This is a genomic window from Dechloromonas sp. HYN0024 (genome assembly GCF_003441615.1).
Lineage (GTDB): Bacteria > Pseudomonadota > Gammaproteobacteria > Burkholderiales > Rhodocyclaceae > Azonexus.
Window position 1 is genome coordinate 591,008 of record NZ_CP031842.1, and the last position, 24,667, is coordinate 615,674.

The window sequence follows — 24,667 nt, forward strand, 5'->3', positions numbered from 1 at the left end:
GAAGTGGCGGGCAGTGTGTGAGCTCTGTCATCTTTCTAGGAGTAGCGAGCCTACCCTATCTTAAAACTCGATCAGGAGCGTAGTCATTGCCAACGAGCAAGCAGTCCCACCTTAGCGTACTCAGTAATGTGCATTACATCAGCGCCATCACCAACTTGGCCGAACGGCGGCGTATCGTCACACACCGTCCGATTCATGCCAAAAATGGGATCAAACTTGTAGACAGTGGAGTCCATATCACGGCGACCCTTCGTGACAAATTAGGGGCACATAATCTGGTGCCAACTATTGACGAATGTCTCAGCGTAGAGGACGCCGTTACCCCAGACAACTTGGCCGATTCAGTCGGCTTCCTGCTCGCCGCGCCACCCTTCAGCATGCTCGTCGATTCACCGGAAGCCGGTAAACGAATCATTGACGCATTCCGAAAAATTTCTCTTGATCCTTTATTAGTCTTCAAATTGAGCCTCGCACGAGACCAGTTTCCGCAGATATTCAGCCATAGTTTGGAAGTTGCTGTCTGTGCAGCAATCATCGCCCAGTCGACAGAAGGTAAGTTCGCGCAGAACGTCACGATGGCCGCTGCATCGGGGCTTTTTCACGACCTAGGTCTTCTCCATATCGATCCCGAGATACTCCGCTCCGAGCGAGACCTGAGCGATCAGGACCGTCAACACATCTACAGCCATCCAGTTATTGCCTATCTGATCCTGTCAAAGGTTCCTGAATGGCATCCAACAGTCAGTAGTGCCGTCCTCGAGCATCATGAACGCATTTGTTGAGTTGCACGTAAAACTGACCCACTAGCCCCATAGATTTGCATCGAATTTTGACCCACGTATAGACACTGACCTGCTCGGGGAACGAGCGGGGGAATCAGGAGTGATCGACGTGGCGTTATTAAGCGTAATCAGGCGCTGGCACCTGCGCGATGGCATGGCCATCCGTGAAATAGCCAGACGAACGGGGTTATCCCGAAACACGATCCGAAAGTATCTGAGCACCGGCATCGTCGAACCGAAGTATCCCGAGCGACACAGCCCGAGCAAGCTCGACCTGTTTGCGCCGAAGCTGGCGGCATGGTTGAAGACGGAGTCGAAGAAGAGTCGCAAGCAGCGGCGAAATCTCAGGCAGATTTATGCCGATCTATGCTCGCTGGGCTACGAAGGCTCCTATGACCGGGTCGCCGCCTTCGCCAGGCATTGGCGACAAGCTCAGCAGGAAGCTGCCGGGACAACCGGGCGTGGCACCTTCATTCCCTTGACCTTCGCGCCGGGAGAAGCCTTCCAGTTCGACTGGAGCGAAGACTGGGCGGTCATTGCCGGGGTAAAAACCAAACTCCAGGTTGCCCAACTGAAACTCTCCTACAGCCGGGCGTTCTTCCTGCGGGCCTATCCGTTGCAGACCCACGAGATGCTGTTCGATGCCCATAATCACGCCTTCCGGGTGGTAGGTGGCGTTCCAAGGCGCGGCATCTACGACAATATGAAGACGGCGGTGGATCGGATCCGGAAAGGCAAAGCTCGGGACATCAACACCCGTTTCAAGGCCATGGTCAGCCACTTCCTATTTGAGGCCGAGTTCTGCAATCCAGCCTCTGGTTGGGAGAAGGGGCAGATCGAGAAGAATGTTCAGGACTCCCGACATCGCATCTGGCAGGGTGCGCCGGCCTTCGAGAATCTGGATGCCCTCAATGCCTGGCTGGAACAGCGATGTCTGACGCTGTGGCAAGAATTGAGACACCCTGAATTGCCCGGCACGGTCGCAGACGCCTGGGCCGATGAACTGGCTCTACTGATGGCAGTGCCAACCCCTTTCGATGGGTTCGTCGAACATACCAAGCGTGTCTCACCAACCTGCCTGATCAACTTCGAGCGTAACCGTTATAGCGTCCCGGCCTCATTTGCCAATCGGCCAGTCAGTTTGCGGGTCTACGCCGATCATCTCGTCGTAGCAGCAGAAGGTAACGTGATCGCCGAGCATTCGCGCGTGATTGATCGCCGCCATCACGATTCAAGTCAAACCATCTATGACTGGCGCCACTATCTTTCGGTCTTGCAACGTAAGCCGGGCGCTTTAAGGAATGGTGCGCCCTTTGCAGAATTCCCCGATGGCTTCAAGCGCCTCCAGTCGTCGCTCATGAAGCGGCCAGGTGGTGACCGGGAGATGGTCGAGATTCTTGCCCTGGTTCTACATCACGATGAGCAAGCGGTACTGACGGCGGTCGAGATGGCCCTCGATGCAGGCGTTCCCTCGAAGCAGCATGTGCTCAATCTGCTTGGGCGATTGGTGGAGTTGCCGCCACCGGCGCCGATTGATGCGCCTCAGGCACTGGTGCTGAAGATTGAACCGCTCGCCAACGTCACACGTTACGACAGTCTGCGGGAGGTGCGTCATGTTGCCTGAGGCCATGGTCACTACTTTGAAATCCCTGAAGCTCTTCGGTATGGCACAAGCCATTGAGGAACTGGCTGCCCAGAGTTCGCCGGCCTATCTGAATGCACAATCAATTCTGGACAGCCTGCTCAAGGCCGAATTGGCTGAACGAGAGGTCCGCTCGGTCAATTACCAGATGAAGATTGCCCGTTTCCCTGCTTACCGTGATCTGTCGGGATTCGATTTCACGCAGAGTGTCGCCAATGAGGCTCTGGTGCGCCATCTCCACCGTGGAGAGTTCATGGATTCAGCTCACAACGTTGTGCTCATCGGTGGGCCAGGCACCGGCAAGACCCATCTGGCCACCGCCATCAGTGTGCAGGCCATCATGCATGCTCATCAGCGTGTCCGCTTCTTCTCGACGGTCGATTTGGTCAACGCTCTGGAACAGGAGAAGCAGTCAGGCAAGCAGGGGCAGATTGCCAACCGTCTGGTGCATGCTGATCTAGTGATCCTTGATGAACTGGGCTATTTACCGTTCAGTCAGAACGGTGGTGCTTTGCTGTTCCATCTCATGAGTAAGCTCTACGAGAAGACCAGCCTGATCATCACGACCAATCTGAGTTTCTCTGAATGGGCCAGCATCTTTGGCGATCCGAAGATGACTACTGCACTGCTCGACCGGCTGACTCATCACTGCCATATCGTCGAAACGGGCAACGAAAGTTACCGTTTCAGGAACAGTTCAACCAAGGTTAGCAAGGAGGTGAAGACTAGAAATCCATCTGTGACTTGAGCCATACTGAGGCTCATCGGGTGGGTCAGATTTCAGTGCAAATCCCGGGTCAGTTTTACGTGCAACTCAACACTCAAGAATGTCATTGATGATGGTTAGCAGTTTTTTAGAAGACAGATTGACCTTGTTCAGTTGATCGATCAGCTTGGGATCCGTCGCCTTGTGCAGGGCTAGGTTGGTGAGTCCGATGATGCCACTCATGGGGGTGCGCAGTTCATGGCTCATTGTTGCCAGGAAAGTACTCTTGGCCCGACTAGCTGCCTCGGCACCTTCTTTGGCAATTGACATGAGGTGCCCCCGGATTTAGTGCCAAGGGCGTTTTAGTAAAAGTCCTTGGTTTGCACTTCTAAAGACATCCTTTCCCGACAGGATCGTCGGGATCACTGGATCGGTGCTTGGCTGCAAACTCTGCGGGCGTCAGGTAATCCAGTGAGCTATGCGGCCGATGCTGGTTGTAGTCGCGGCGCCAAGCGGCAATCAGGATACGAGCCTGAGGCAAGCTCGTAAACCAATGGTCGTTCAGGCATTCATCCCGAAACCTGCCGTTGAAGCTCTCGATGAACGCATTCTGCGTCGGTTTGCCAGCCTGGATCAGCTTGAGCTGCACGCCGTGCTGGTAGGCCCATTGGTCCAACGCCTTGCCGGTGAATTCCGGTCCCTGATCGGTCCGGATCGCCTTGGGATAGCCCCTGAAACGCGCAGCCTGATCGAGCACCCGGGTCACGTAATGTCCCGATATTCCGAAATCGACAGCGAGATCGATGGCCTCCTTGCTGAAGTCATCGACGATGGTCAGCACCTTGATCCGGCGGCCATTGGCTAATGCGTCACTGACAAAATCCATCGACCAGACCTGGTTCGGTGAGGACGGCAATTCCAGCGCCTGCCGCTCGACGGCCACACCATGTCGCTTCTTGCGGCGCCGAACCGATAGGCCGGCATCGCTGTAGAGGCGATAGATACGCTTGTGATTGACCTGAACGCCCTCACGGCGAACCAAGGCATGCAGACGGCGATAGCCGAACCGGCGACGCTCGCTGGCTAGCTCAACCAGTCTTGCCTGCAATTGCTCATTCTCTGGCTGTGCCGTCGATTCGTAATGCAGGACCGTGCGCGACAAACCCACCAGCAGGCAGGCACGGCGCTCGGAAATCGTTGTCGATTCACGCATCACCATGACTGCCTCACGCTTTTGCTGGGGGCTCAGCGTTTTCGGCCTAAAGCAGCCTTGAGTGCCTCCGCATCGAGGATCGATTCGGCCAGCAGACGTTTAAGCCGACCGTTCTCGGCCTCTAATTCCTTCAGACGCTTGGCATCTGGAACCGACATGCCGCCGAACTTCGCTCGCCAGTTGTAGAACGATCCGTCACTGAAGCCATGTTGCCGACACAGTTCCTTGATCGGTATGCCGGCTTCTGCCTGCTGCAAAAAGCCGATGATCTGCTCTTCTGAAAACCGCTTCTTCAAGTCCATTCTCCTTCTCGAAAACGGACTTTACTAAATTCCCCGTGGCACTGTTTATGGGGGGCACCTCAGACAAGGCGATCGTACGCTCTTGAACCATATCTTCTAAATGCGAACGGTGGCGGACTAATTCCAGTTCGGCAAGTTTTCGGTCAGTGATGTCCCGGTTGGAAGCGCGACGCCCCATGCGTTTTCCATCTGGATCGAACACCGCTTGGCAACCATGAACTATCCAACAAACCTGACCACTCTTGGTTAGGATACGGAACTCTAGAGTACATACGTTTTCAGTTTGAATTTCCTGGAGATGATTGCGGAACAGATCGCGATCATCCGGATGCACAATCTCTTCAAGCAAAGCGGGATTCCGGATGAATTCGGCTTGCGAATAGCCCGTAATGCGTTGGCATGCTGGGTTGATGTAAAGCAGCTCATGCTGCTCGCCTTGCCAGTATTCCCAGTCATAGGTGAAATCCGCGATGGTGCGAAAGCGAATTTCACTTTCACGCAAGGATTGTTCGTTCAGTATGTTCTCGGTTACGTCTTGAACAACGCCAATAGAGACCACAACTTTCCCCTGATGGTCCGTCTGATGTTCGCAATGTTCATGCAGATATTTCTCCTCCCCGTTGGGGAGGAGCAGACCGTAAGTTATGTCGTAGGGGGTGAGCGTAGTCAAGGCCTTATCAAAAACTTGCTGAACACGCGCCCTATCTTCGTGGCGAATCAACGCAAACCATTCCGCTTTGCTCAGCGGTTCTAGCGAACCTTGGCGGCCATAGATGTTGAACATTTCATCCGACCAAGTAAGCGTCTGGCTTAAAATATTCAAGCGCCAAATGCCAATGTGGGCAATGTGTTGAGCGCTGCTTAGCATGACATCTTGCTCGGCCAAGTTCTGGCTGATCTGCCGAGAATGCGTTATGTCCATGCCAAAGCTAATGGTGCCGACGGTCTTGCCATTTTCCTGAAGTTCACTGTTCTGCCAGATGACGGAACGCTCATGTCCATCTTTGGTGAGGACAGGATTTTCGAACTGATTTGGAATGCCCTTTTCTAACAAAGCCATGAACATTTTTTTGACATCGGGGTAGCGCTCCTCCGGTACGATAGTCTCGAACCAGTTATGCCCCAGTAGTTCGTCTGCGCGGTAGCCAGTAATTTCTTCAACAGCAGGATTGATGCGCTTCACCTCGCCCAATAGATTCAGTTCAACCACCATGACGTTGGCAGTATTAATCAATTTTTCCGCGTATTGCTTGGCTGCCTGTATGGCTTGTTGCTCACGGTCAATGCGCAGCATGAAAAAATGGATCAGGGCATAGATCATCACCATGAGTAAAGCGCTAACCCAGGAGATCAGTCTGACCATTTGATTGGCTTCCTGAAGAGCCGGGGTCAACGGAACGCGAATCGAGATCAGGGCGCGGATACTGTTCGGATTTTCGAAAAAGCCCTTTTCACTACCGTAGGTGGCAAGCAATTCTCCAGGTGCATTTTTCGGGTCGCCATGGCATTTGAGACAGCCCGTGCTTGAGCGGTCGATAGGAATGGCGAGATGGAGTGTCGGTTCGCCGTTCTGCTGTACGACCTCACGTATTTCCTTAAGCTCACCACGATTCATCCGGGCCAGCAATGCACTTTCGAAAGCATCTGCCTGGTTGATCGGATTGCGCGGATTATCGGCGGCAAGTTTGAAATAGATTGGCGGTAGACCAGCCCTTTCACGTTCCTTGTTGATCAGTTCCTTGATGCTACGGGCTATGTAAGTGAAGGACATCACCTTGGGGGAGAAGTATTCTTTGTATAACAAGCCCTCACCCTGCAAGCGGTAAATCTCCGGTCGTTGCGTTTCCGTGACGTAACTGTGTACCGCTTTGTGACTGAGCAAGGAGTCCAGCGCATCCTTCTCTGCTTCACGGATGGCATAGCTCTCTGTTTGCTGGTGAAAAATAACGATTAGAACAAGGTAGGCCATTAAGAAAACGGGCACCATGAACAGCAAAACAGACCGATTTTTCTGCAGTGTTGGAAACCAGTTTCGGGTCATGCTGAAGCCTTTTTAGATTGCTATTGTTGTTATTTTTATCCTATAAGACTAAAGTTATATTGTCTGTCAGACATATCTTACATTTTGGTAGTTTTATGCAAGCAAATCGGACGGCTCGAGAGCCTCTTTACGCAGATGACACCAGAGCCTTGCGGGTGCTGGATGCGATTGATGCCAATATTGCGGTACTGGATAGTGAGGGATACATCATCAGCACCAACAAGGGGTGGCGCAGCTTTTCCGCGAACAATCGCCATCCCGATGGATCGCTTCCCCGGCAAGTTACGGTTGGTGCGAATTATTTGGTGGTATGTTCGGATGCGGTTGGTGAGTCATCTGAAAATGCCATGTTGGTCTATAAAGGCATACGAGCGGTCATAGACGGACGGAAGCGACAATTCAGTCATGAGTATCCCTGCCACAGTTCTGATAGGCAGCGCTGGTTTCTAATGAAGGTAAAAGCATTGCCTTCTTCTAGCCCCAGGGAAGTGGTTATTACCCATATTGATATTACTGAACGGCATCGAGCCGAAACAGAGTTATTCAACAAGCAGCGCGAACTAAATTCCGCTTTGCTTGATCTGCAGGAAATGGCCGAGCGGATCAAGTCCTTGCTCGGGGGCAGCTATCTGCCCGCTAGTAAAGAACGGGACTTGAGTTTGGCAAGACCTTCAGCACCTGATGAATGCATGCTCGAGACCCTTTCTAGGCGGGAAAAAGAGATTCTTTCGGCACTGGTGCGAGGTGAACGGAATTCAAAAATTGCCACCCAATTGCAACTGAGTCCGAAGAGCGTATCGACTTACCAATCGAGAATTTTTGAAAAACTTAAAGTCGATAGTGTTGCCCAACTGGTGCGCTTGGTTTCAAGCGCTGAGCTCAAATAAACGTTACCCCTAACTCTTCGACGTCGCCCCATTTTCCTTAGCAGTGGGCTTTAAAGTCAGTTGGGCGTCGATTCCACACAAAGTACAAATGGCCGGTCTGTACTCAGAACCAGCCTATTCTCTCTCAGGATTGGACCGACTGCTTTGGCCGATTTCCCGTCTAGCGCCCTTTGTCGCGGCTTACTCTAAGCTTCGTGTTCGTCAGTCAGCCCTCGAATTTACCTTCACAATTGCTTTGAAAGACGTAAAAACTCAATCAACTGCTTAGACGGCAGTGGCCGGCTAAAGAAGTACCCTTGCATTTCATTGCACCCAAGCTGTCTGAGGATAGCAACCTGATGGTCGGTCTCTACGCCTTCAGCTATCAATTGAAGATTGAAATTCTTGGCAATACCAACAATCGCCTGAATGATCGCAAATGAGTCGCTAAATGTTTTGAGGTCACGCACGAAGGACTGGTCGATCTTGATCCGACTGACTGAGAAACGACGAAGGTAATTTAGGGACGAATAGCGAGTCCCAAAGTCGTCGATTGATATATTTACTCCGGTCTCTCGAAGATGTTTCACCCTTTCAACAATGTTCTCGGCATCCTTCATGAGGAGACTTTCGGTAATTTCTATCTCGAGTAACTCCGGGGTAATCCGGAATTTATCGAGAGGAAGTCGAATTCGCTCCAGAAGATCGGCGCGATCAAACTCTCGGGCCGAAAGATTCACGCCCAATCTGAGCTCTCCGAAGCCTTCTTCCCTCAGGCGCACTAATTGCGCACATGCCTCGCGCAGGACCCAGTCACTAATGGTGATGATTAGCCCAGTGTCTTCAGCAATAGGAATAAAAACATCAGGGCTAATCATGCCTGCACTAGGATGATGCCAACGAATCAGTGCTTCGACCCCGACGACCTTTCCAACTTCAGCATCGATCTGTGGTTGGAAATGTAGCTCAAACTGATTTCCCTCCTTAACAGCTTTCCGTAGATCATTTTCTATGGACAATCGGTCAAGGTGGGCCGTATGCATATCTGGCAGAAAAGCCGTATAGCCGTTCTTACCCTGTGCTTTGACTTGGTACATCGCCATGTCTGCACAGCGAATCAACTCTTCGGGGGTCGTACTATTGTCCGGGTAGACTGCTATCCCAATGCTGGTTGTTGCCAAAAATTGGGTTTCGCCAAGCTGGAAAGGACTGCGCAGTTCCTCGATGATTTTCTCGGCAACGATATACGCATCTTCAATATTGCCGATGGTCGGTAGCAAGGCAGTAAATTCATCACCACCTTGTCGCGCCAAGGTGTCGCCTGTGCGCAAGCAGCCCCGGACGCGCGCAGCAAACTTCCGAAGCAACTGATCTCCAACTTGATGACCATAGGTGTCATTGACCAGCTTGAATCGATCGATGTCCAGGAACATCACGGCAAGCTTCTCCTTGCGCCGATCTGCTTGTGCCATGGCCATCTCCAGGCGGTCTACGAAGAGTATTCGATTTGGCAGCTTGGTTAGAAGATCATGAAATGCTTGGAAGGTGATTGTTTCTTCTGCTTTCTTGCGCTCCGAAATATCGCGCGCGACACCAGAGGTGCCTAGGAAGACTTCTGAAGGTCCATCATTGCTCGATTCGTAGACTCCTTGCGAACTCAAAATTGCCGTCATGACCTGGCTGCCTCCCGCTCGAAGAATGGAAGGCTTGTGTTTGAAACGGACTTCAAGGTTCCTTGTGGCGCGTTCTCCGACTCGCCTCTCGTTGAAGGCATATTGGACATGCTCGTGATCACGTGGATCAACGACGTTCATGTAGTTTTGTCCGACCAATTCTTCTGGGGCATAGCCCAGTAAGCCATTCACTCGCCCGTTGATGAAGGTGAATCGGCCTTCACAATCGAGCGTAAAAATTATGTCGGGTGACTGCTCGACGAGAAATCGGTGCAGCTGCTCGGAATGCTGGAGCTGAGCAGAGACGAATGCGAGCTCCCTATCGCGCCGTCGATTCGCCAAGGCCCGGCCGACAGCGATGATCATGTCATTTGGGTCGCAATCTTTGCGCAGGAACTCAAAGGCACGATGACGTAATGCATGGATTGCCGAGTTGATCGACTTGTCTGCACTAAATATGATTACCGAGGTGTCAATTTTGTGGGTGCGCATCCAATCCATGATCTCCAGACCAGAGATGTCTGGTAGCTTTAGGTCCAGAATAACCAGATCGGTCTTGCCCTCCCTGAGGGTTGCAATAGCCTCCTGCCCAGTGCTTGCCTCGCTAATTGAGCGGTGGTTATCGGCCAGCAATTCCATATAGGCGCGGCGAAATCGCGGCTCATCGTCAACAATCAGAACGTTCTGGCACGTCTGAATGGTTGGCACTTTGGCGAGTTCATATAGCGCGGTGATGGCGTTCATGCGCTATTTTTCCGATGAAGATTTTCGGTTCTTGGGAATCAGCAATGCAATGCTGGTTCCGGCGCCTATCTGGCTTCGGCAGGTGATCAAGATTCCTTCCTGCTTGGACAAGAGGCCAACCACGGAAAGTCCCAATCCGCGCTGAGAGGTGTATACCATTGGTTTCGGATGATAGATGGACTGGATAGTCTCCTCCGGCATACCCGGACCATTGTCATCGACGCGCAACTGAACATAGCTTGCTCCATCATGAATGATGTTGTCGCTGACCGATATCTTGATGGTTTTTCCCGCGACGAGTGCTTCCGAGGCGTTTTTCCAGAGATTCAGAACGATCTGCTTCAGGTTGTCACGATTGATCTGAACGGGCAGTTCGATCTGGGGAAGGGCCGTTTCGATCCGTATTCCCCGAGAATTGAACAAGGGGTCCGCATAGAGCAGCAGGAAGTCATTGAGAACGCTGACGAGATCAATAGTTGTGGCTTCAGCACTTCGTTTGAGGGCATGGGTCATGTGCCCCACAATGTTGGCAACTCGATCGATCTCCTCGGTCAGTACAGTCAGTTCCTCGCGAACACCATCTTCCGGCAATTTCCGTTCGAGAATTTTGAGATAGCTTTTGATGATGCCAAGGGGATTTCCAGCTTCATGGACTATCTGCCGGGCTTGCCGTGTAAATTGGTGTGCCAGTTCCTCTTCAACTTGCTGGCGATGCTTGTTTGCCTCAGTCAGGGCATCAAGACTGATGGCAGCGATTTTTCCGAAATTGGCCAACCAGGGAATCCGGCGCTGAAGACGACCGTACTGCTTTTCTGACAAACCACAAATCATCACACCGACAGTGCGGCTGCGCGCCAACATCGGGATACAAAGCAGGCCATCGGCAGAGAGCGCTCGGGCCAGTTGTAAATCGAGCAAGGTTGGCGATTCGGTCTGATCAAATGTGGTTCGTACCTGACGACCAATGACGGCAGCGGCAGCTAATGCGCGGCCTGAAATCATCGGAATGGAAAGTTGCCGGAAAATTTCCGGCTGCGCCCCAACCTTGTCGCCAGACAGCACATCGCCTTTATCGTTGGCGAGCAGGATGGCCACTTTCGGGAGTTCAAACAGAATCCGCGCGGACTCCCTTAAGGCGAGCAGTACCTCGGTATCGCTCCCGAGCTGAAACAAGTCCTGTTGCAGTGGTTGTAACAATGCCATGCCGCCGACCATCGTCGCGATATCCTCCTCTGCTTCGCTCGACGGAGGAGTAAAAGGGGCGTTGGTTGCAGCTATGGCGGAGCTTCGTTTCGGAAACTCGTCGGATACTTTGATTCCCAATGCTTCTGCAATCTGACGGGTGCGCTGGATCGAACGTTCTTTGGCATCGAGCAGCGCAGATATCTCAAGCTTGAGACTGCAGTGATTAAGGACCATGCCTATTTCTGGCGAGTTGTCGTCGGTGGCACTCATTGCCTGAGCGATCCAAATAATCTGAGGTAACGAGGTCGCCGTCAGTATCTGCACTGCAGAAGCATGATGAAAAGCCACGGCATCGGCTACCTGGGTGTCCAGTCCCCACTGATCGATCAGCCAGCCCCCTACCTCGGCATGGGTCGTGCCAAACAGCTGAATTTCCTCAGCCTGAAGCTTGGTGTCTTCAGCAGAATTCTTCAGGTAGCGACGATACGGGTCGCCGAGTGCTGTCAGGAGGATCAGCTCTCCGATGTCGTGCAGCAACCCCGCCAGATAGGTTTCGTCAGGGTGCGGATATTCCACCAGTTCAGCAACGCTGCGGGCAAGCTCTCCAACCAGGAGAGAATGGCTCCAAAAGTCCGCAACAGTTGCTGTGTTGAGCTTGGGATTGCGGTCAAACAGTCTTTGAATGGAAAGGCAGGTCGCCAGAGAGCGAACCAGGCGTGTTCCAAGTGCAACGAGACATGCTTCAAGAGTCTTTAGCTCGCGCCCGAGGCGCAGCGCAGGTGAATTAGCGACACTCAGAATTCGGCTAGCCAATCCTGGATCTTGCTCGACGATTTTTGCCAGGTCGCCCGTCGTTGCTTGATCATCGTCGACGGTATTCATCAGTCGCAAGAGCATCTCAGGCGGAGATGGGAGGTGACCACCTTCGATAGAGTCTTGAACCGTCTGAGGTATTCGTTTCATGAGTGTACCGAATCGATGGTCGTCTATAGGCAGAACAGGCAATTAGGTGCTTTAGCCATGAACTACACCGTTGTTGAGCGGGAGCACTAAAATCAAAATCTATTCGATACAAATGACGTAATTCTTAAAAAACAACGTTCCTGAGCATTGACTGAGCTTCAGCACTTTGTCATGTGCGGAAGTTATTGATTGGTACTTCGTCCGCCATTCGGGAGCCTCGCTTTCCCTGCCAGTTGTACGTCGTTAATCCGTTCTCTGATCCAAACCTTCCTTCATGGGGGGGCAAACTAAGTTCGTCCTAGCTTGCGGTACAACGTATTCCGGCTGATGCCAAGGTGGCGGGCTGCCAGGGTTACGTTGCCGCCTGCTGATTCAAGTGCATTTATGGCGGCTTGACGGCCGATGGCGTCCATGCTCATGACATCCGATGGTGGTGCCTCGATTCTTGGCTGAAAAGTGCGCCGAGGGTGCCGAGATGCCTTAGCGGGTTCGAACAGCTCTTCGGGTAGGTGATTTTCTGTGATCAGCGACTCATCGTCGTCAAGTAGCGCAATGGCGACACGGATTACATTGAACAACTGGCGAATATTGCCCGGCCAGGAATAGCGTTTGATGGCATGCTGGGCCTCTTCGGAAAAATAGACCTGCAGCCCGCGATGTGTCGTTTCGGTTGCTGTGATTTTGGCTACCAACGACTGAATGTCGGTCCGTTCCCTTAAAGGCGGTATGGTGACGCTCATACCATTCAGGCGGTAATAAAGATCTTCCCGAAAGTGTCCCCTCGCAACTTCGTCACGCAGTTTTCGGTGGGTGGCGCAAACCAGCGAAATATCAACCTGTATTGCGCGAGTGCTACCGAGGGGCGTGACGCAGCGTTCCTGCAGGACGCGAAGCAGGCGGGCCTGCAAGTTGTGTGGCATGTCGCCAATTTCGTCGAGGAACAGCGTTCCACCATGTGCCTGCTGGATTTTGCCAGGCGCGCCTTCCTTGCGAGCCCCGGTGAAAGCCCCCCCCTGATAGCCGAACAGTTCGGACTCGATCAATGTTTCGGGAATAGAGGCACAATTCAATGCGACAAATGGGCCCCTGCTACGTGGCCCACTGTTGTGGAACGCTTTAGCAAACATTTCCTTGCCGGCACCAGATTCACCTTGAATCAGAATCGGAATATCCTTGCCAAGCATCCGCCGGGCACGCTCAATCGCGGCTTGTAGGAGGGGGTCGCCGTCGCTCAGCGTATCCAGCGTCGGACCTGATGGCGAGATTGCTTCGGGGCTGTTAGCCATGGGCATGATTGCCTGGGCATCTTCGATGCGGCTAGCGATAGCCAGTGAAGGGAACTGGCCACGAAGCTGGAAGAACAGGAATTTGCCGTTGGTGTTGATTTCTAATCGACGTTGAGGTGCGTGACGTAATCGATCAATCAAGGTCGACAGGTTGCTTTTAAAGACCAGCGAAAAGTCGCGATTCACAGCATCCTCTTGGCGAATACCAAGGAGTTCGGTGCCATTCCGATTTATGGCTAGTATCTGGCCATCTGGAGAAACTGCTGCGATTCCTTCTTTTGGACTACCCAGGTAATCACTTCTGGTATGGAAACAGACCAGAAGGTCACGGGAGTATGCGGATTCGAACAGTCGCCGTTCCACAATGGCAGTCGACATGCAGACTAAGCCAAGGGTATGTTGGTGGTAGTTGCGATAGTCGCTAGAAATATCGAGAACTCCAACCAAACATCCATCTGGTCCGAAAATCGGGCTGGCTGAGCAGGTAAGGAAGCTGTTCCGCTCAAAGAAATGCTCTCCTCCAATAGTGGATACGGGGCTTTTTTCTGTGATGGCGGTGCCGATTGCATTGGTGCCGCGATGAGGCTCCCCCCATGATGCCCCTGATGTCAGTGCGACACGGTCTGCGCGGTAAACAAAGTCGGAATCGCCAATCGTTTCAAGTAGGAGTCCGTTGGCATCGGCCAAAATTACCATGCTCCCGGATTTTCGAATCTGTTCGTAGATATGTTCCATGATCGGTCGCCCCTGAGCGAGCAGAAAGCGATTCCGATTCCGTTCGGCTTTGAGGGTAGGGAGATCCATCCCCTCTGTAGCTGGAATGATATTGTTTTCGTTCAGACCGAAATGCCGGCAGCGCTGCCACGAGCGGAGGATGATCGGGTCAATCAGCCCGTCAGGAACGTAGCCTTCATCGAAAAAGAGTTGCCTAGCCCTTTGTAGCCTCTGGCCGTTCAATTCGGTTGCTAGTTGAAGTTGCTCCATCGGCTGTTTCAAGATCAAAGCGTAATTAGTTTATGGCAAGATTTTGATAAATCGAAATACTCAGGTATTGATAATCTAGCGAGGTACCTAGAGTCCGTCTTTTTGCTTGAGTTAATAATTAATGGCGAAGCGATTGTGGTGATTATATTTAGGGTGTTCGGGTCCCGATCCATCTCGCGGCCAGATAGGTAACGTTTGTCCGGATCCCTGATGTCGCGGCATTTTCTATAATTCATGATAAAGGCCTTTTTTATTTTGATGCAGACAGGGATTTTATATAGGCAACAATTTTCCATATTTCTTCCGGTGGAATGCTGTCTTTCCATGTTGGCATTATGTTTCCACCCCGTTGTCGACCATTTGAAATGGTGTCAAATATAGCTTGGGGATCCCAATTGGTATGTGTCTTGAAAGGGCGGGTCTTCCCCGCCTCCCCTTCTTGCCCATGGCAATAGGCACAAGTTTGAATAAATCGGGACTTGCCTTCCTGAATTATGCTCTCCTGTTCAAGATCAATTCCGATACCAGTTCCATTGTTATGTGTTTCATTTGACCCCTCGGCGGGAGTCATGAACATGGAACAAATGAGCGTTGTAATGACCAAGAAATAACTACAAAACGACGTTTTATTTGGCGGGGTCGAATGGTGTTTATTAATCATTTTTATTGGCATTTAAAATTTTGACGCCATCAAAAAAACCGGGAAAATTCATTGCTGAATTTCCCCGGTTCAATTGACAGATGGTCTTACTCGATAGTGAAGGCGATTACAGCAGATCCACCTTTCGATTCCTTAAATTCAGGGAATACACCTGAGGCAAAGCCCGGAAACAGGGATCCGAACCCTGTCGGAACGAGGATGTATTGCTTGCCGCCGACTGCATAGCTAGTAATGCCAGCGCGGATACCAGATCCGGTATTAAAGTTCCAGAGTTCCTTCCCATCCTTCGCATCATAGGCATGTACGTAACCGCGCGAGTCACCGTTAAAGACCAGATTGCCACCGGTTACAAGCACGCCGCCTAACCCTGGGAGAGCATACTCAACTGTCCAGGCGCGCTTGCCAGTAATCGGATCGACAGCTTCCAGTCGAGCGGATTGCTTTTTGCCCGGAGGGGGTTCGAAGCCAAATGCAGAGAATCCAAAGTATGGTTGCGAGAAAGCCATCTTCTTCGGATCGTTCTTGTCAGCCACGGTCACACGATTACAGAACTCATGAGCATTGGTATACCAGAGCTTTGTCTTCGGGCTATAGGCACCCGCATTCCAGCTACGGGAACCAAGCACGCTCGGGCAGAACAATTTGCTTTTGCCAATCTCTGGCTGATCACGGCCACTGAGCTCACCAGTTTTGGGATTTACGGACTTTACCCAATTGATATTCTCAGAAAGGGGCCATGTGTTTAGGAGTTCCCCTGTCTTTCGATCCATAACATAGACATATCCACCCTTGTTGAGATGGATCATCAGATCTTTGCCATCTTTGTCGATCATCACATACTCATAGGCAGAGTCGTAGTCCCAAACGTCATGAGGGACTTCCTGCCGATGCCAACGCAATTTTCCTGTTTTTGGCTCGATAGCGAGAGTCGTCGCGGTGTAGAGGTTATCCCCCTCCCGTACGGTGCCATCGAAGTCCGGTGCTGCATTTGAGGTGCCAATGAAAAACAAATCGAGCTTTGGATCATACTGTCCAGGTAGCCAGGCTCCGCCACCTCCGGTCTTCCCGCTATCTCCGGGCCAGCTAGCCGGGTCATCCTTGATGATCTCGAACTTCCAGAGCCGCTCGCCTGTTTGTGCGTTTAATGCATATAAACGCCCCTGCTGAGCCAGATCTCCACCTGTCGGCCCTTGAATCAGAACATCACCAGCCAACACGGGAGGCGATGTAAAGTTGCAACCGCTACATTGCTTCGGATCGGCCAACTCTACGTCCCAGAGTTGCTTACCTGTTTTCTGGTCAAGTGCGATGACTCGACCATCTAGCGTGCCAAAGTACACCTTGCCATGGCCAACAGTAACCCCACGGTTATAGCCGTTAAACAGCAGTGTATTTACTACAGGATCCAACTCAGTGTAGTAGTGCCATATTTCCTTACCTGTAGCGCCATCGACAGCAAAGACCCGATTGTTAGGGCCAATGTAATACACAATGCCATCCAACGTAATCGGCGTAGCCTGCATGCCTTGGGTGATATCCCCGGGCTGATGAATCCACGCTACTTTTAGTTTTTTGACATTAGTCTTATTGATCTGCTCAAGTGGGCTAAAGCGCCAGCCGCGATAATCGCGATGGTACTCAGGCCAGTTGGCCGGGTTATCTACGCCCTCTGCTGAATGGGCGGTAGTCCCCATTCCTAGCATTGCAAATACAGGGGCTACGGCCATTACTGCAACCTTGAGATTCGTTGAGATACTCTTTTTCAAAGCCACTCCTCCTCATCTTTCAACGGTTATAGCGTCAATAATTTGTGTCTATTGACGCGCCTATTACTTGACTTAACCTGTCCGCAATACAACCCGGCGGTCAGCCTTTCGATACCTATGTAGCGATTAGAAAATTGGGTGTGATCCCGTTATATAAACCGCACCCAACCCTTGTGAGCCGCATTCCAAAAAAGGCGACTTAGCCCCTGAGAAGGGGAGCTATCGGCTGACTCCAATAGCTATTTGCAAATGGCATGCCAACCAACAAAGCATTGATAAGTGTATGAATTAGCTGCCGAAATTATTTTCGTGACGGAGCGCTTGGAAGTCTGGGCGTCCGATTTCTGGATGACCGTCCGATTGCTGGATTGGGGGGGGTGAATGGCAGCGTGTAATTGCTACGTCAGGTCAAATGGTGTTGGCCACGCGCCTACCTGGCAAGGGGTGCAATATGGATATTTCAGGCCGCGCATAATGGCTCGTGCCGGCGTAGCAACGGAAGGTGCTATTTTGAATTCGCCGTGAGGTAAAGCCAACGTGGGAAAGTCCCCAGCTGTTTGGTAACGAAACTACCCAGCGATTGGGGCTTTAGTTGTGGGCTTTTCGAGGGGGGGCACCCGCAAGGTCGGCGATTTGAGAGTGGCGCAAGGGCGCCTCAAGGTGCACAACAATAATTTTTTAAAATCATCAGGCGTAGGAAATATTTTCCCGAACGACATAAAACTGCTTCTTGTCGTTCGGGAAATAATGCTGCTTAGAATGTGTGCTTGATACCCATGTCGAAGCCGTTGATGCCGCCACCGAGAATGCCGTCGCTGTTACCCATCGGGTTGATGGTAAATCGCGCATTACTGTCATTCTTGATGTGAGCAAAATCAGTATAAAGTTCGGTGCGCTTAGACAGCGCATAGCGGGCGCCGATTGAGATCTTGCTGGCGTCAGCATTGGTCAACGTCTTATCCTTCACTTGGCCGTAGCTTAGTAGTGCTTTCGCCTTGCCGAATGGGATCGAGGTGCCAATTTCCCAGTTGCGCCTGTTGTACTGTTGATCAGCAGTAAGGCCACCCAGTGCGCCACCCAAGGCATTGCCACCAATGAGTGAGTTCTTATCTCCCTTGATAACGTCGTAAATACCAAAGACCTTTGCAATACCAAAGTCATATGAGGCGCCGGTCACGACAACGAACAGCTTTCCATCGTTGTAGCCGACAGCATTGGTCGTTTCATAGGCGAGATCGAGACTTAGGGGGCCGTTTCCGTAAATCAAGGCAGTCGTAAACAGGCGATCATCACCTTTGTTGCCACCATCGGGAATACGAGTGGCAACACTATGAACTCCGTTCAGCCCGCCCTCAGTTGTTTGGGTATTGGTTGACGTGGCAAGAAGCAAGGAGATGCCGTTAAAGCTAGGGGAGATATAAGCGAGTGCATTCGATGCGCGGTCGTATTGAGTGGTCATCGAAGCAAAATTACCTACGGAGTAATTGCCAAAGGGATTGTACTTGGCAAATAGCGCGTAGCGATGGCCATTCAGTAACCCTGCGACTGCGGTACCAAAACCACCGGTGAGCCCAACGTATTGGTGACCCTTGCCGAGGCCTGCGACATCGGCATATGCATTTCCCAGACCGGAGCTCTGGTCTGGAGTGATGACATATTGGAGGTCGAAAATTGCCTTAAGTCCATTGCCCAGATCTTCTACACCCTTGAAGCCGATGTTGCTTTCGGCCGAATTGCTTTGAAGTGCATGTTGGCTCTGTGTTTTAGCTAAGGCACCATTATTGCCACCTCGGTACAGGTAGCCCATATCGACAGTGCCATAGATAGTGACATTGGATTGAGCAAATGCTGCACTCGAGGTAATAGCCGCCACGGCCAGCGCAATGAGTTTTTTCTGCATTGAATTGTTCCTTTATCATTTTGTGTGGGTGAACACCGGGGCTTGTTTGGCCCCGTCTGAATCTTTCCTCCCCCATCTCCGAGTGGAGGCCAGCGTTCAATAGCACTCACTGCAAAACCTGCGCCAGACAGTGGAAAATCAACGCAAAATTTTCATGGAAAATATTAAAGCCATTGATTCAGTGGGTTTTTTTGTTTGGCTGAAACAGTCGCGTATAGTCCGTGAAGCGTTCAGTTTATGAACGATAATGAACTGCGATCAGATATGACACGGTGCTCTTTGCATCGGAAAATGCAATATATTTAGTCAGCCGGATTTCTTCAGTGAATCTGATGGTGACTATGTGAAGTCGCAGCGTATTTATTGTAGCTGGCCAGTTTTTCGCCGACAGAAAACAGCGGGACTATTCAAAGAAAATACGGGGAGGCTTTACGCCTCCCCGTATTTTTTGTTGCTCTTGATCACTCTACGAGTGCGTTTTCATGGCGATATCGTGAATTGAAATAGAGCCATGTAGCGCAATAACACGCCGTTGCAGCGATTTGATTATTCGGGTGACTTGGCCCTACATCTCGAGGCAGATCTTTCCGAAGTGACGATTCGACTCCTGGTATCGAAAAGCCTCGACAATTTCTTCTAGTGGGAAGCAGCGGTCAATAATTGGGAGCATCCCATTAGCGTCGATGGCTCGGATCATGTCCTGCTGCTGCGCTCGATTACCAACTAATACACCTTGCAGTCGGAGTTGCTTGATCAAGGCTGTAACGATGGAAACTTCTCCGCCGAGACCGGTAAGTATGCCAATCAGCGAGATATGGCCACCAACCCGTGTTGCGATCATAGATTGTTCTAACGTCGCAGGGCCACCCACCTCCACCACGTGATCGACTCCGCGACCGGAAGTCAGTTCGCGTACAACTTGGCCCCAGTCGGGCGTGGTTCGGTAATTCAGGGTGTAGTCGGCCCCCATCGCACCCAAACGCTCGAGCTTTGTGTCCGAAGATGACGTGGCAATTACTTTAGCTCCGACCATTTTGGCGAACTGCAAGGCAAAAATAGATACGCCTCCGGTGCCCTGAACCAATACGGTATCTCCCGCTTTGAGTGCGCCATCAGCTATCAGCGCTCGCCATGCCGTTAATGCGGCTGTCGTTAGCGTAGATGCCTCTGTATGACTCCAGCCTATCGGAGCGTGGGTGAAGGCATTTACATGTTTAGTGACGGTTTCTCTCGCATAGCCGTCGATACCATCACCCGGAACGGTTGCAAACCCTTCAACTGGTGGCGTGCCAGCTAGCCAGGTCGGAAAGAAGGTACTGACCACCCTATCGCCAACCGAAAACTCGCTGACGCCAGGACCTACTGCAATGACTTCCCCTGCCCCGTCAGCCATTGGAATCCGAGGTTCGACCGGCCCCCACATTCCGCTTACGACTGCGAAGTCGTGATAATTGAGCGAATTTGCGTGCATACGAACGGTAATTTCGCCCTCTTTGGGATTCGCTGCTTCGCGTACGCCAATGATTACATTGTCGTAGCCGCCACCTGGGTTAACTACGATTGCTTTATGTGCCATAGCCGATTCCTCAATGGAGTTGCTGATTGTGTAGAGCTCGATTCCGCGATTTCACCTACGCGTACGTTTTCCGTTTTCCCAAACCTTTAATTTGAATATTCCAACCCTCAACTTCAATGTCCGGAGATTTGCTGCTTGGAATGTTGTGGCTTAGCCAGCAAATTGTTGGAACCGGACATGGTGAATTCTTGATTTCGACCGCATCTTTGTTGGAAAGGTTGGCGAGCCCTCGCCGTATATCTTCAATCTCTTCTGGGGCTAAGTCCCTTGCGATGAAGACGAGCCGCCCTCGATGGTCAGTAAATGCACTTTGTGCGGGCCACTTTGCGAGATTGATGGGTGGGTATGCAACGTCTTGTACGCAGTGAATTACACGTGGTAGGGGGTCACCAACGATGTCCATTAGTCCTTTGACACGTAACAGACGGCTTCCGTATGTGGTCAGGATCTTTCCCATACCGACAGCAAATTCGTACCACGGAGTCGGGGTGTCAAATTCCACGATAAAGCTTTTTACTGAGTCATCATGTCTTGCCACTTTTTGCCCATGGCTCTGCGCTCTTTGAGGCCTTCCTCGCCAGCTTGGTGGTGCACTTTTTCCAGCCTTACGAGTTTGTTCGTCGCGAATTTGTTCTTCGCCCAGCCAGGCTGCGACATCAGGTGTCTTGCCTGTTGACGTGTAGATTCCGCATCCAAATAGAGCATCAGGTCTAATTCGACCGTGATCAATAATTATTCTCTTTGCGCTCGGATTAAGGGTGTCTAACTTTTTATTAAGTTCGAGGCGAGTGTCGATGTCTGCCAGGTCGCATTTGGTGATCAACAAGCGATCGGCCATAACGACCTGGCGTACGGCTTCTTGATGGAACTCCAGCTGCATCGTCGCATGTGTGGCGTCGACTGCTGTAATGACCCCGTCGCAGCGGTAGCGTGCCGAGATAAACCATTCCTGCATGAGCGTGTAAATCACCGGGACAGGATCAGCCAGACCTGTCGTCTCGATCAGTACTCTCGTTACAGGAGGGATTTCTCGTTTCGAACTTCTGTCGGCGAGGGTTTTCAGCGCCTTTACTAAATCCCCCTGAACGCTGCAGCACAGGCAACCTGAGTCGAGAATCATTAAGGTTTCATCGACCTTGTCGACCAAGTGATGGTCGATTCCTATTTCTCCAAACTCGTTGATTAGCACAGCTGCGCCAGCCATTTCAGGCAGATGAACTAGGTGGTTCAGCAGGGTGGTTTTTCCTGCGCCTAGGAAGCCCGTGAGCAAAGTCACGGGGATCCGCTTGTCGTCCGTAGCCGTTGGTATGGAGGCGTATGCGGAGGTCTCGCTGGTCATTATTGGGTCCCTTGTTTCTCTGGCATGACTAACCACAAGCAGTAGAAAAAAATGCCGGGGCTCAGCCCCGGCGAAACTGCCACAGGCCAAGCCGAGGGGGCGAGGCCTAGCAGAGGAGACAGATGTGGTGAGTGACAAGTGTCAGATTCACCCTGCCTCCTAAACAGCAAAAGCTATGCCGATCTTTTGGATTGTTTGCGGATTTTTCTGTATTCATTTGATTGTTATATGGAAATTTCTTCCCTCGACTAGGGAAATGAATGCGTTAACGCTTTTTTCTGCGTAGGACTTCCGGACATTTTCGTACGCTGGTGACCAATTTCCGGTCGTCTAGACCTTTACGTATTTGTGTCGGAACTAGGACGTATCAGCGGCGCGATTTGCCATCCAACAATCGGACGCTCATCCGGAAATCGGACGCCATGGATTTCCATAAACGAAGCAGGTTGGAAAAATAAAGTTCGTTAATTCAAATAGTTACGCTTTTTCTCTTCAGTGGCACGCCCTTTGCGAAAGAGTGATCGAGCCAGCCGGTAGCTGAAACGGTTGGACAAGACCCACACCCGGAATCGCACAGCGTTCACACGGTTTACCTATTGGGGGCGGTGATACGGGCAAGGAAATTAATTAGCAAACCTTGGTAGGAGGAAATGCAGGATGGGATTGCAAATCAATATAGATAACGGTGGGACGCTCACCGATATCTGCATCATTCAAGATGGATCGGTCAGTAAAACCAAAGTTCTGACTACGCCCTATGATCTGAGCAAATGCTTTTTTGACGGGCTGACAAAGGCTTCTGGCGTCATCTATGGTGAGCAGAATGTTGCTCGCTTGCTGGAAGAAGTCGACTTGATCCGTTATTCGACGACGCAGGGTACGAATGCTATCTGTGAACGTAAGGGTTCTCGCCTGGGGCTGATCTACTGTGGTCCGGCGAACGATCTGGCGGTTCGTCTGGCGGAGCAGGATGAAGATCTCTACGCGGCATTGGTGGGTGACCGGGTTGTTCATCTTGAGCCTGATGCAATGCAGCGTGACGACGCGCAGATGGTTGCGGTTAAGGCGATCAACAAACTGACAGCCGCAGGTGCAAACCGTCTTGTCGTCAGTTTTGATGGCAAGACTTTCGTTGACGGTGAAAACCTGTTCCGGAAGATTGCTCTGCGCAAATATCCGCGCCACCTTCTCGGGGCTGTGCCGATTCTCTATGGCAGCGATCTTGGTTCCGACAGTGATGTGGTGCGCCGTACCTGGACTGCGCTCATTAATTCCTTCCTTCATCCGGCGATGGAGGCATTCCTGTTCAATGCTGAGAATCGCCTGCGCGAATATCGGACTAAGAACCCCTTGCTGATCTTCCGCAACGATGGTGACTCGTCGCGCGTTGCCAAGACGGTTGCGATTAAGACCTATAGCTCTGGTCCTCGGGGTGGTATGGAAGGTATGAAATCCTTCTCCCGTCTATATGGTTTTTCCGATGTTGTGGCTATCGATATTGGTGGCACAACGACCGACATTGGTCAGTATGTAAATGGCACTGTTGCTGAGCAACGTCGTGGTCATGTTGAAGGCATCTCGGTGTCTTTCCCGTTGTGCGAGGTCATGAGTGCTGGTGTTGGCGGTAGCTCGATTTTCAAGGCACATGAAGGACGCATCGTAATTGGCCCTGAAAGCGTTGGTGCAGTTCCTGGCCCAGCTTCCTTTGGTCGTGGTGGGAAGGAAGCGACGATCACTGATGCCAGCCTGCTGTGCGGCATTCTCGATCCGAAGTCGTATTTCGGTGGTGACTTAGCACTTGATGCCGAGCGTGCCGCTGCGGCTGTGAATCTGAATATTGCTCAGCCACTTGGCCTCGGTCTGGATGATGCCTTACTGCATATGCAGCACGCGTATGAAGAAAAAGTCGCGATTGAGCTGCATCGGTTTACCAAAGTGTCGCCGGACACCAAGCTTCTCGCCTTTGGTGGTGCAGGTCCTCTTAATGCCTGTGGCATTGCTGAAAAGGCGGGTATCAGCAGCGTTGCTGTGCCAAAGATGGCGGCGGTGTTTAGTGCCTATGGTATTGGCGAGTGCGATATCTCTCACCACTACGCCGTAACCCTTCATGACTGCGATAACAAGGCGCTTCGTGAGGCGCTTGCCGCGCTGAAGACCAAGGCATCTCGCGACATGTTTGCTGAGGGATTTGCCGAGGGTAGCTATGACATTCGTGCCCGTCTGGTAGTGCTGGTCGACGGCAAAGAGGTCGGTTACGACCTGGCTGATAGTGCTGTTGTGCCTGATGCCCTGAAGGGAACTTCGCTGATGGAGCTTGAGTTGAGCGCAGTTAAGGCGCTTCGCACTGAGAACCAAAAGCAGGCCACGTTTGTTGCCGGTAAGAAAGCAAATCCGGATGGTACGCGGACTCTTCTGACGAAGGGTAAGGGGCGAGTTGATGTTCCGGTATTCAAGCTTTCGAGCATGGCCACTGGAGACACCGGTGTTGGTCCCGCCATTATCGAAGAAGACTTCTTTACCTGCCGGGTGCTGGATGGCTGGAGCTTTGTCATCAGCGACGCGGGCGACATCCTGCTGAACAAGAAAGGCTGAAAAAAATGAAAGTTTTGATGACCGAATATCTCCGTATTGATCTGGAGAAAGAGCAATGGGAATGCCGGGTCTGTAATCACGTCGTTGGCCCGGCTACCAAGAGCTACAAGGAAGGGATGCTGGTGCATAACCGCGATCCGCGTGAAATTCATCCGCCGATTATCGATCCGGATAAGTACCGCTTTACCTTTAGTCCGGATCCGGAGTGGGTTCGCATTCTTGAGTACTACTGCCCGTCTTGCGGAACCATGGTGGAGAACGAGTATGCCATTCCTGGCCATCCGCCCCTCTACGACATGGAAGTTGATCTGCCTGCTTTGAAGGCGCAGTGGTCGACCCGTGAAGAGGTCCCTGAACCGGTGGTTGGGCCTGAGGTCGTCCGCGGTACTGGACATGGCAACCACTAATACTGACCAGGCGAATCGCTTACCTGTTGAAGAAGGTGA

At 51.7% G+C, this 24,667-nt stretch carries 17 protein-coding genes; 6 read left to right on the forward strand and 11 right to left on the reverse strand.

Going from position 1 to position 24,667, the window contains the following annotated elements:
• Positions 1–86 precede the first annotated feature (86 nt).
• From HYN24_RS02930 to istB, 3 genes are all read left to right on the forward strand, one after another.
• Complete coding sequence (locus tag HYN24_RS02930) at positions 87–782, forward strand: HD-GYP domain-containing protein (RefSeq protein WP_162888577.1); 696 nt, start codon at positions 87–89, stop codon at positions 780–782.
• A gap of 100 nt (positions 783–882) precedes the next feature.
• Positions 883–2,406: an IS21 family transposase gene (istA, locus tag HYN24_RS02935; RefSeq protein ID WP_117607375.1), complete on the forward strand. Its 1,524-nt coding sequence runs from the start codon at positions 883–885 to the stop codon at positions 2,404–2,406.
• A complete protein-coding gene (istB, locus tag HYN24_RS02940; RefSeq protein ID WP_117607374.1) occupies positions 2,396–3,172 on the forward strand; it encodes an IS21-like element helper ATPase IstB in 777 nt (258 codons plus the stop codon). Before istA ends, istB begins: the two co-directional genes overlap by 11 nt.
• 66 nt (positions 3,173–3,238) lie before the next feature.
• Here the strand turns inward: istB and HYN24_RS02945 are convergent, their stop codons facing one another.
• The 3 genes from HYN24_RS02945 to HYN24_RS02955 form a co-directional block, all read right to left on the reverse strand.
• On the reverse strand, positions 3,239–3,460 hold the full coding sequence (locus HYN24_RS02945; protein WP_117607885.1) for a histidine kinase dimerization/phospho-acceptor domain-containing protein: 222 nt from the start codon (positions 3,458–3,460) through the stop codon (positions 3,239–3,241).
• Between the two features lie 58 nt (positions 3,461–3,518).
• Positions 3,519–4,639, reverse strand: a protein-coding gene (locus HYN24_RS02950; protein WP_371413211.1) for an IS3 family transposase whose coding sequence is annotated in 2 segments (ribosomal slippage) — positions 3,519–4,379 and positions 4,382–4,639 — 1,119 coding nt in all. Because the reading frame shifts where the segments join, the coding sequence is not laid out codon by codon here.
• Positions 4,539–6,686 carry a PAS domain S-box protein gene (locus HYN24_RS02955; protein WP_117607886.1) on the reverse strand — a complete coding sequence of 716 codons (2,148 nt, stop codon included), beginning with the start codon at positions 6,684–6,686 and terminating at the stop codon, positions 4,539–4,541. Before HYN24_RS02955 ends, HYN24_RS02950 begins: the two co-directional genes overlap by 101 nt.
• Before the next feature lie 95 nt (positions 6,687–6,781).
• Here HYN24_RS02955 and HYN24_RS02960 point away from each other — a divergent pair, with 95 nt between their 5' ends.
• Entirely contained in the window at positions 6,782–7,573 is a 792-nt protein-coding gene (locus HYN24_RS02960) for a LuxR C-terminal-related transcriptional regulator (protein ID WP_117607887.1), read from the forward strand.
• Positions 7,574–7,797: 224 nt separating this feature from the next.
• Here HYN24_RS02960 and HYN24_RS02965 read toward each other — a convergent pair whose 3' ends face one another.
• The 8 genes from HYN24_RS02965 to HYN24_RS03000 all read right to left on the reverse strand — a co-directional run bounded on the left by HYN24_RS02965 (position 7,798) and on the right by HYN24_RS03000 (position 21,629).
• Positions 7,798–9,969 carry a bifunctional diguanylate cyclase/phosphodiesterase gene (locus HYN24_RS02965; RefSeq protein WP_117607888.1) on the reverse strand — a complete coding sequence of 724 codons (2,172 nt, stop codon included), beginning with the start codon at positions 9,967–9,969 and terminating at the stop codon, positions 7,798–7,800.
• 3 nt (positions 9,970–9,972) lie between these two features.
• The gene (locus HYN24_RS02970; protein WP_117607889.1) at positions 9,973–12,117 is read right to left on the reverse strand and encodes an HDOD domain-containing protein; all 2,145 of its coding nucleotides are present in this window, start codon (positions 12,115–12,117) and stop codon (positions 9,973–9,975) included.
• A gap of 287 nt (positions 12,118–12,404) precedes the next feature.
• On the reverse strand, positions 12,405–14,387 hold the full coding sequence (locus HYN24_RS02975) for a sigma-54-dependent Fis family transcriptional regulator (protein WP_117610177.1): 1,983 nt from the start codon (positions 14,385–14,387) through the stop codon (positions 12,405–12,407).
• Positions 14,388–14,637: 250 nt separating this feature from the next.
• Positions 14,638–14,964 carry a cytochrome c gene (locus HYN24_RS02980; RefSeq protein WP_162888578.1) on the reverse strand — a complete coding sequence of 109 codons (327 nt, stop codon included), beginning with the start codon at positions 14,962–14,964 and terminating at the stop codon, positions 14,638–14,640.
• A 170-nt stretch (positions 14,965–15,134) separates the two neighbouring features.
• Positions 15,135–16,814 (reverse strand): PQQ-binding-like beta-propeller repeat protein, encoded by a 1,680-nt coding sequence (locus HYN24_RS02985; RefSeq protein ID WP_205421429.1) that lies wholly within the window; start codon positions 16,812–16,814, stop codon positions 15,135–15,137.
• A gap of 754 nt (positions 16,815–17,568) precedes the next feature.
• Positions 17,569–18,714 (reverse strand): porin, encoded by a 1,146-nt coding sequence (locus HYN24_RS02990; protein ID WP_117607891.1) that lies wholly within the window; start codon positions 18,712–18,714, stop codon positions 17,569–17,571.
• A 565-nt stretch (positions 18,715–19,279) separates the two neighbouring features.
• A complete protein-coding gene (locus tag HYN24_RS02995) occupies positions 19,280–20,290 on the reverse strand; it encodes an NAD(P)-dependent alcohol dehydrogenase (RefSeq protein WP_117607892.1) in 1,011 nt (336 codons plus the stop codon).
• 55 nt (positions 20,291–20,345) lie between these two features.
• Positions 20,346–21,629: a GTP-binding protein gene (locus tag HYN24_RS03000; protein ID WP_117607893.1), complete on the reverse strand. Its 1,284-nt coding sequence runs from the start codon at positions 21,627–21,629 to the stop codon at positions 20,346–20,348.
• 657 nt (positions 21,630–22,286) lie between these two features.
• On the opposite strand from HYN24_RS03000, the gene HYN24_RS03005 reads away from it, so the two are divergent.
• Both HYN24_RS03005 and HYN24_RS03010 read left to right on the forward strand, forming a co-directional pair.
• Positions 22,287–24,221 (forward strand): hydantoinase/oxoprolinase family protein, encoded by a 1,935-nt coding sequence (locus HYN24_RS03005; RefSeq protein WP_117607894.1) that lies wholly within the window; start codon positions 22,287–22,289, stop codon positions 24,219–24,221.
• 17 nt (positions 24,222–24,238) lie between these two features.
• Positions 24,239–24,628: an acetone carboxylase subunit gamma gene (locus HYN24_RS03010; RefSeq protein ID WP_117610179.1), complete on the forward strand. Its 390-nt coding sequence runs from the start codon at positions 24,239–24,241 to the stop codon at positions 24,626–24,628.
• Positions 24,629–24,667: the final 39 nt, after the last annotated feature.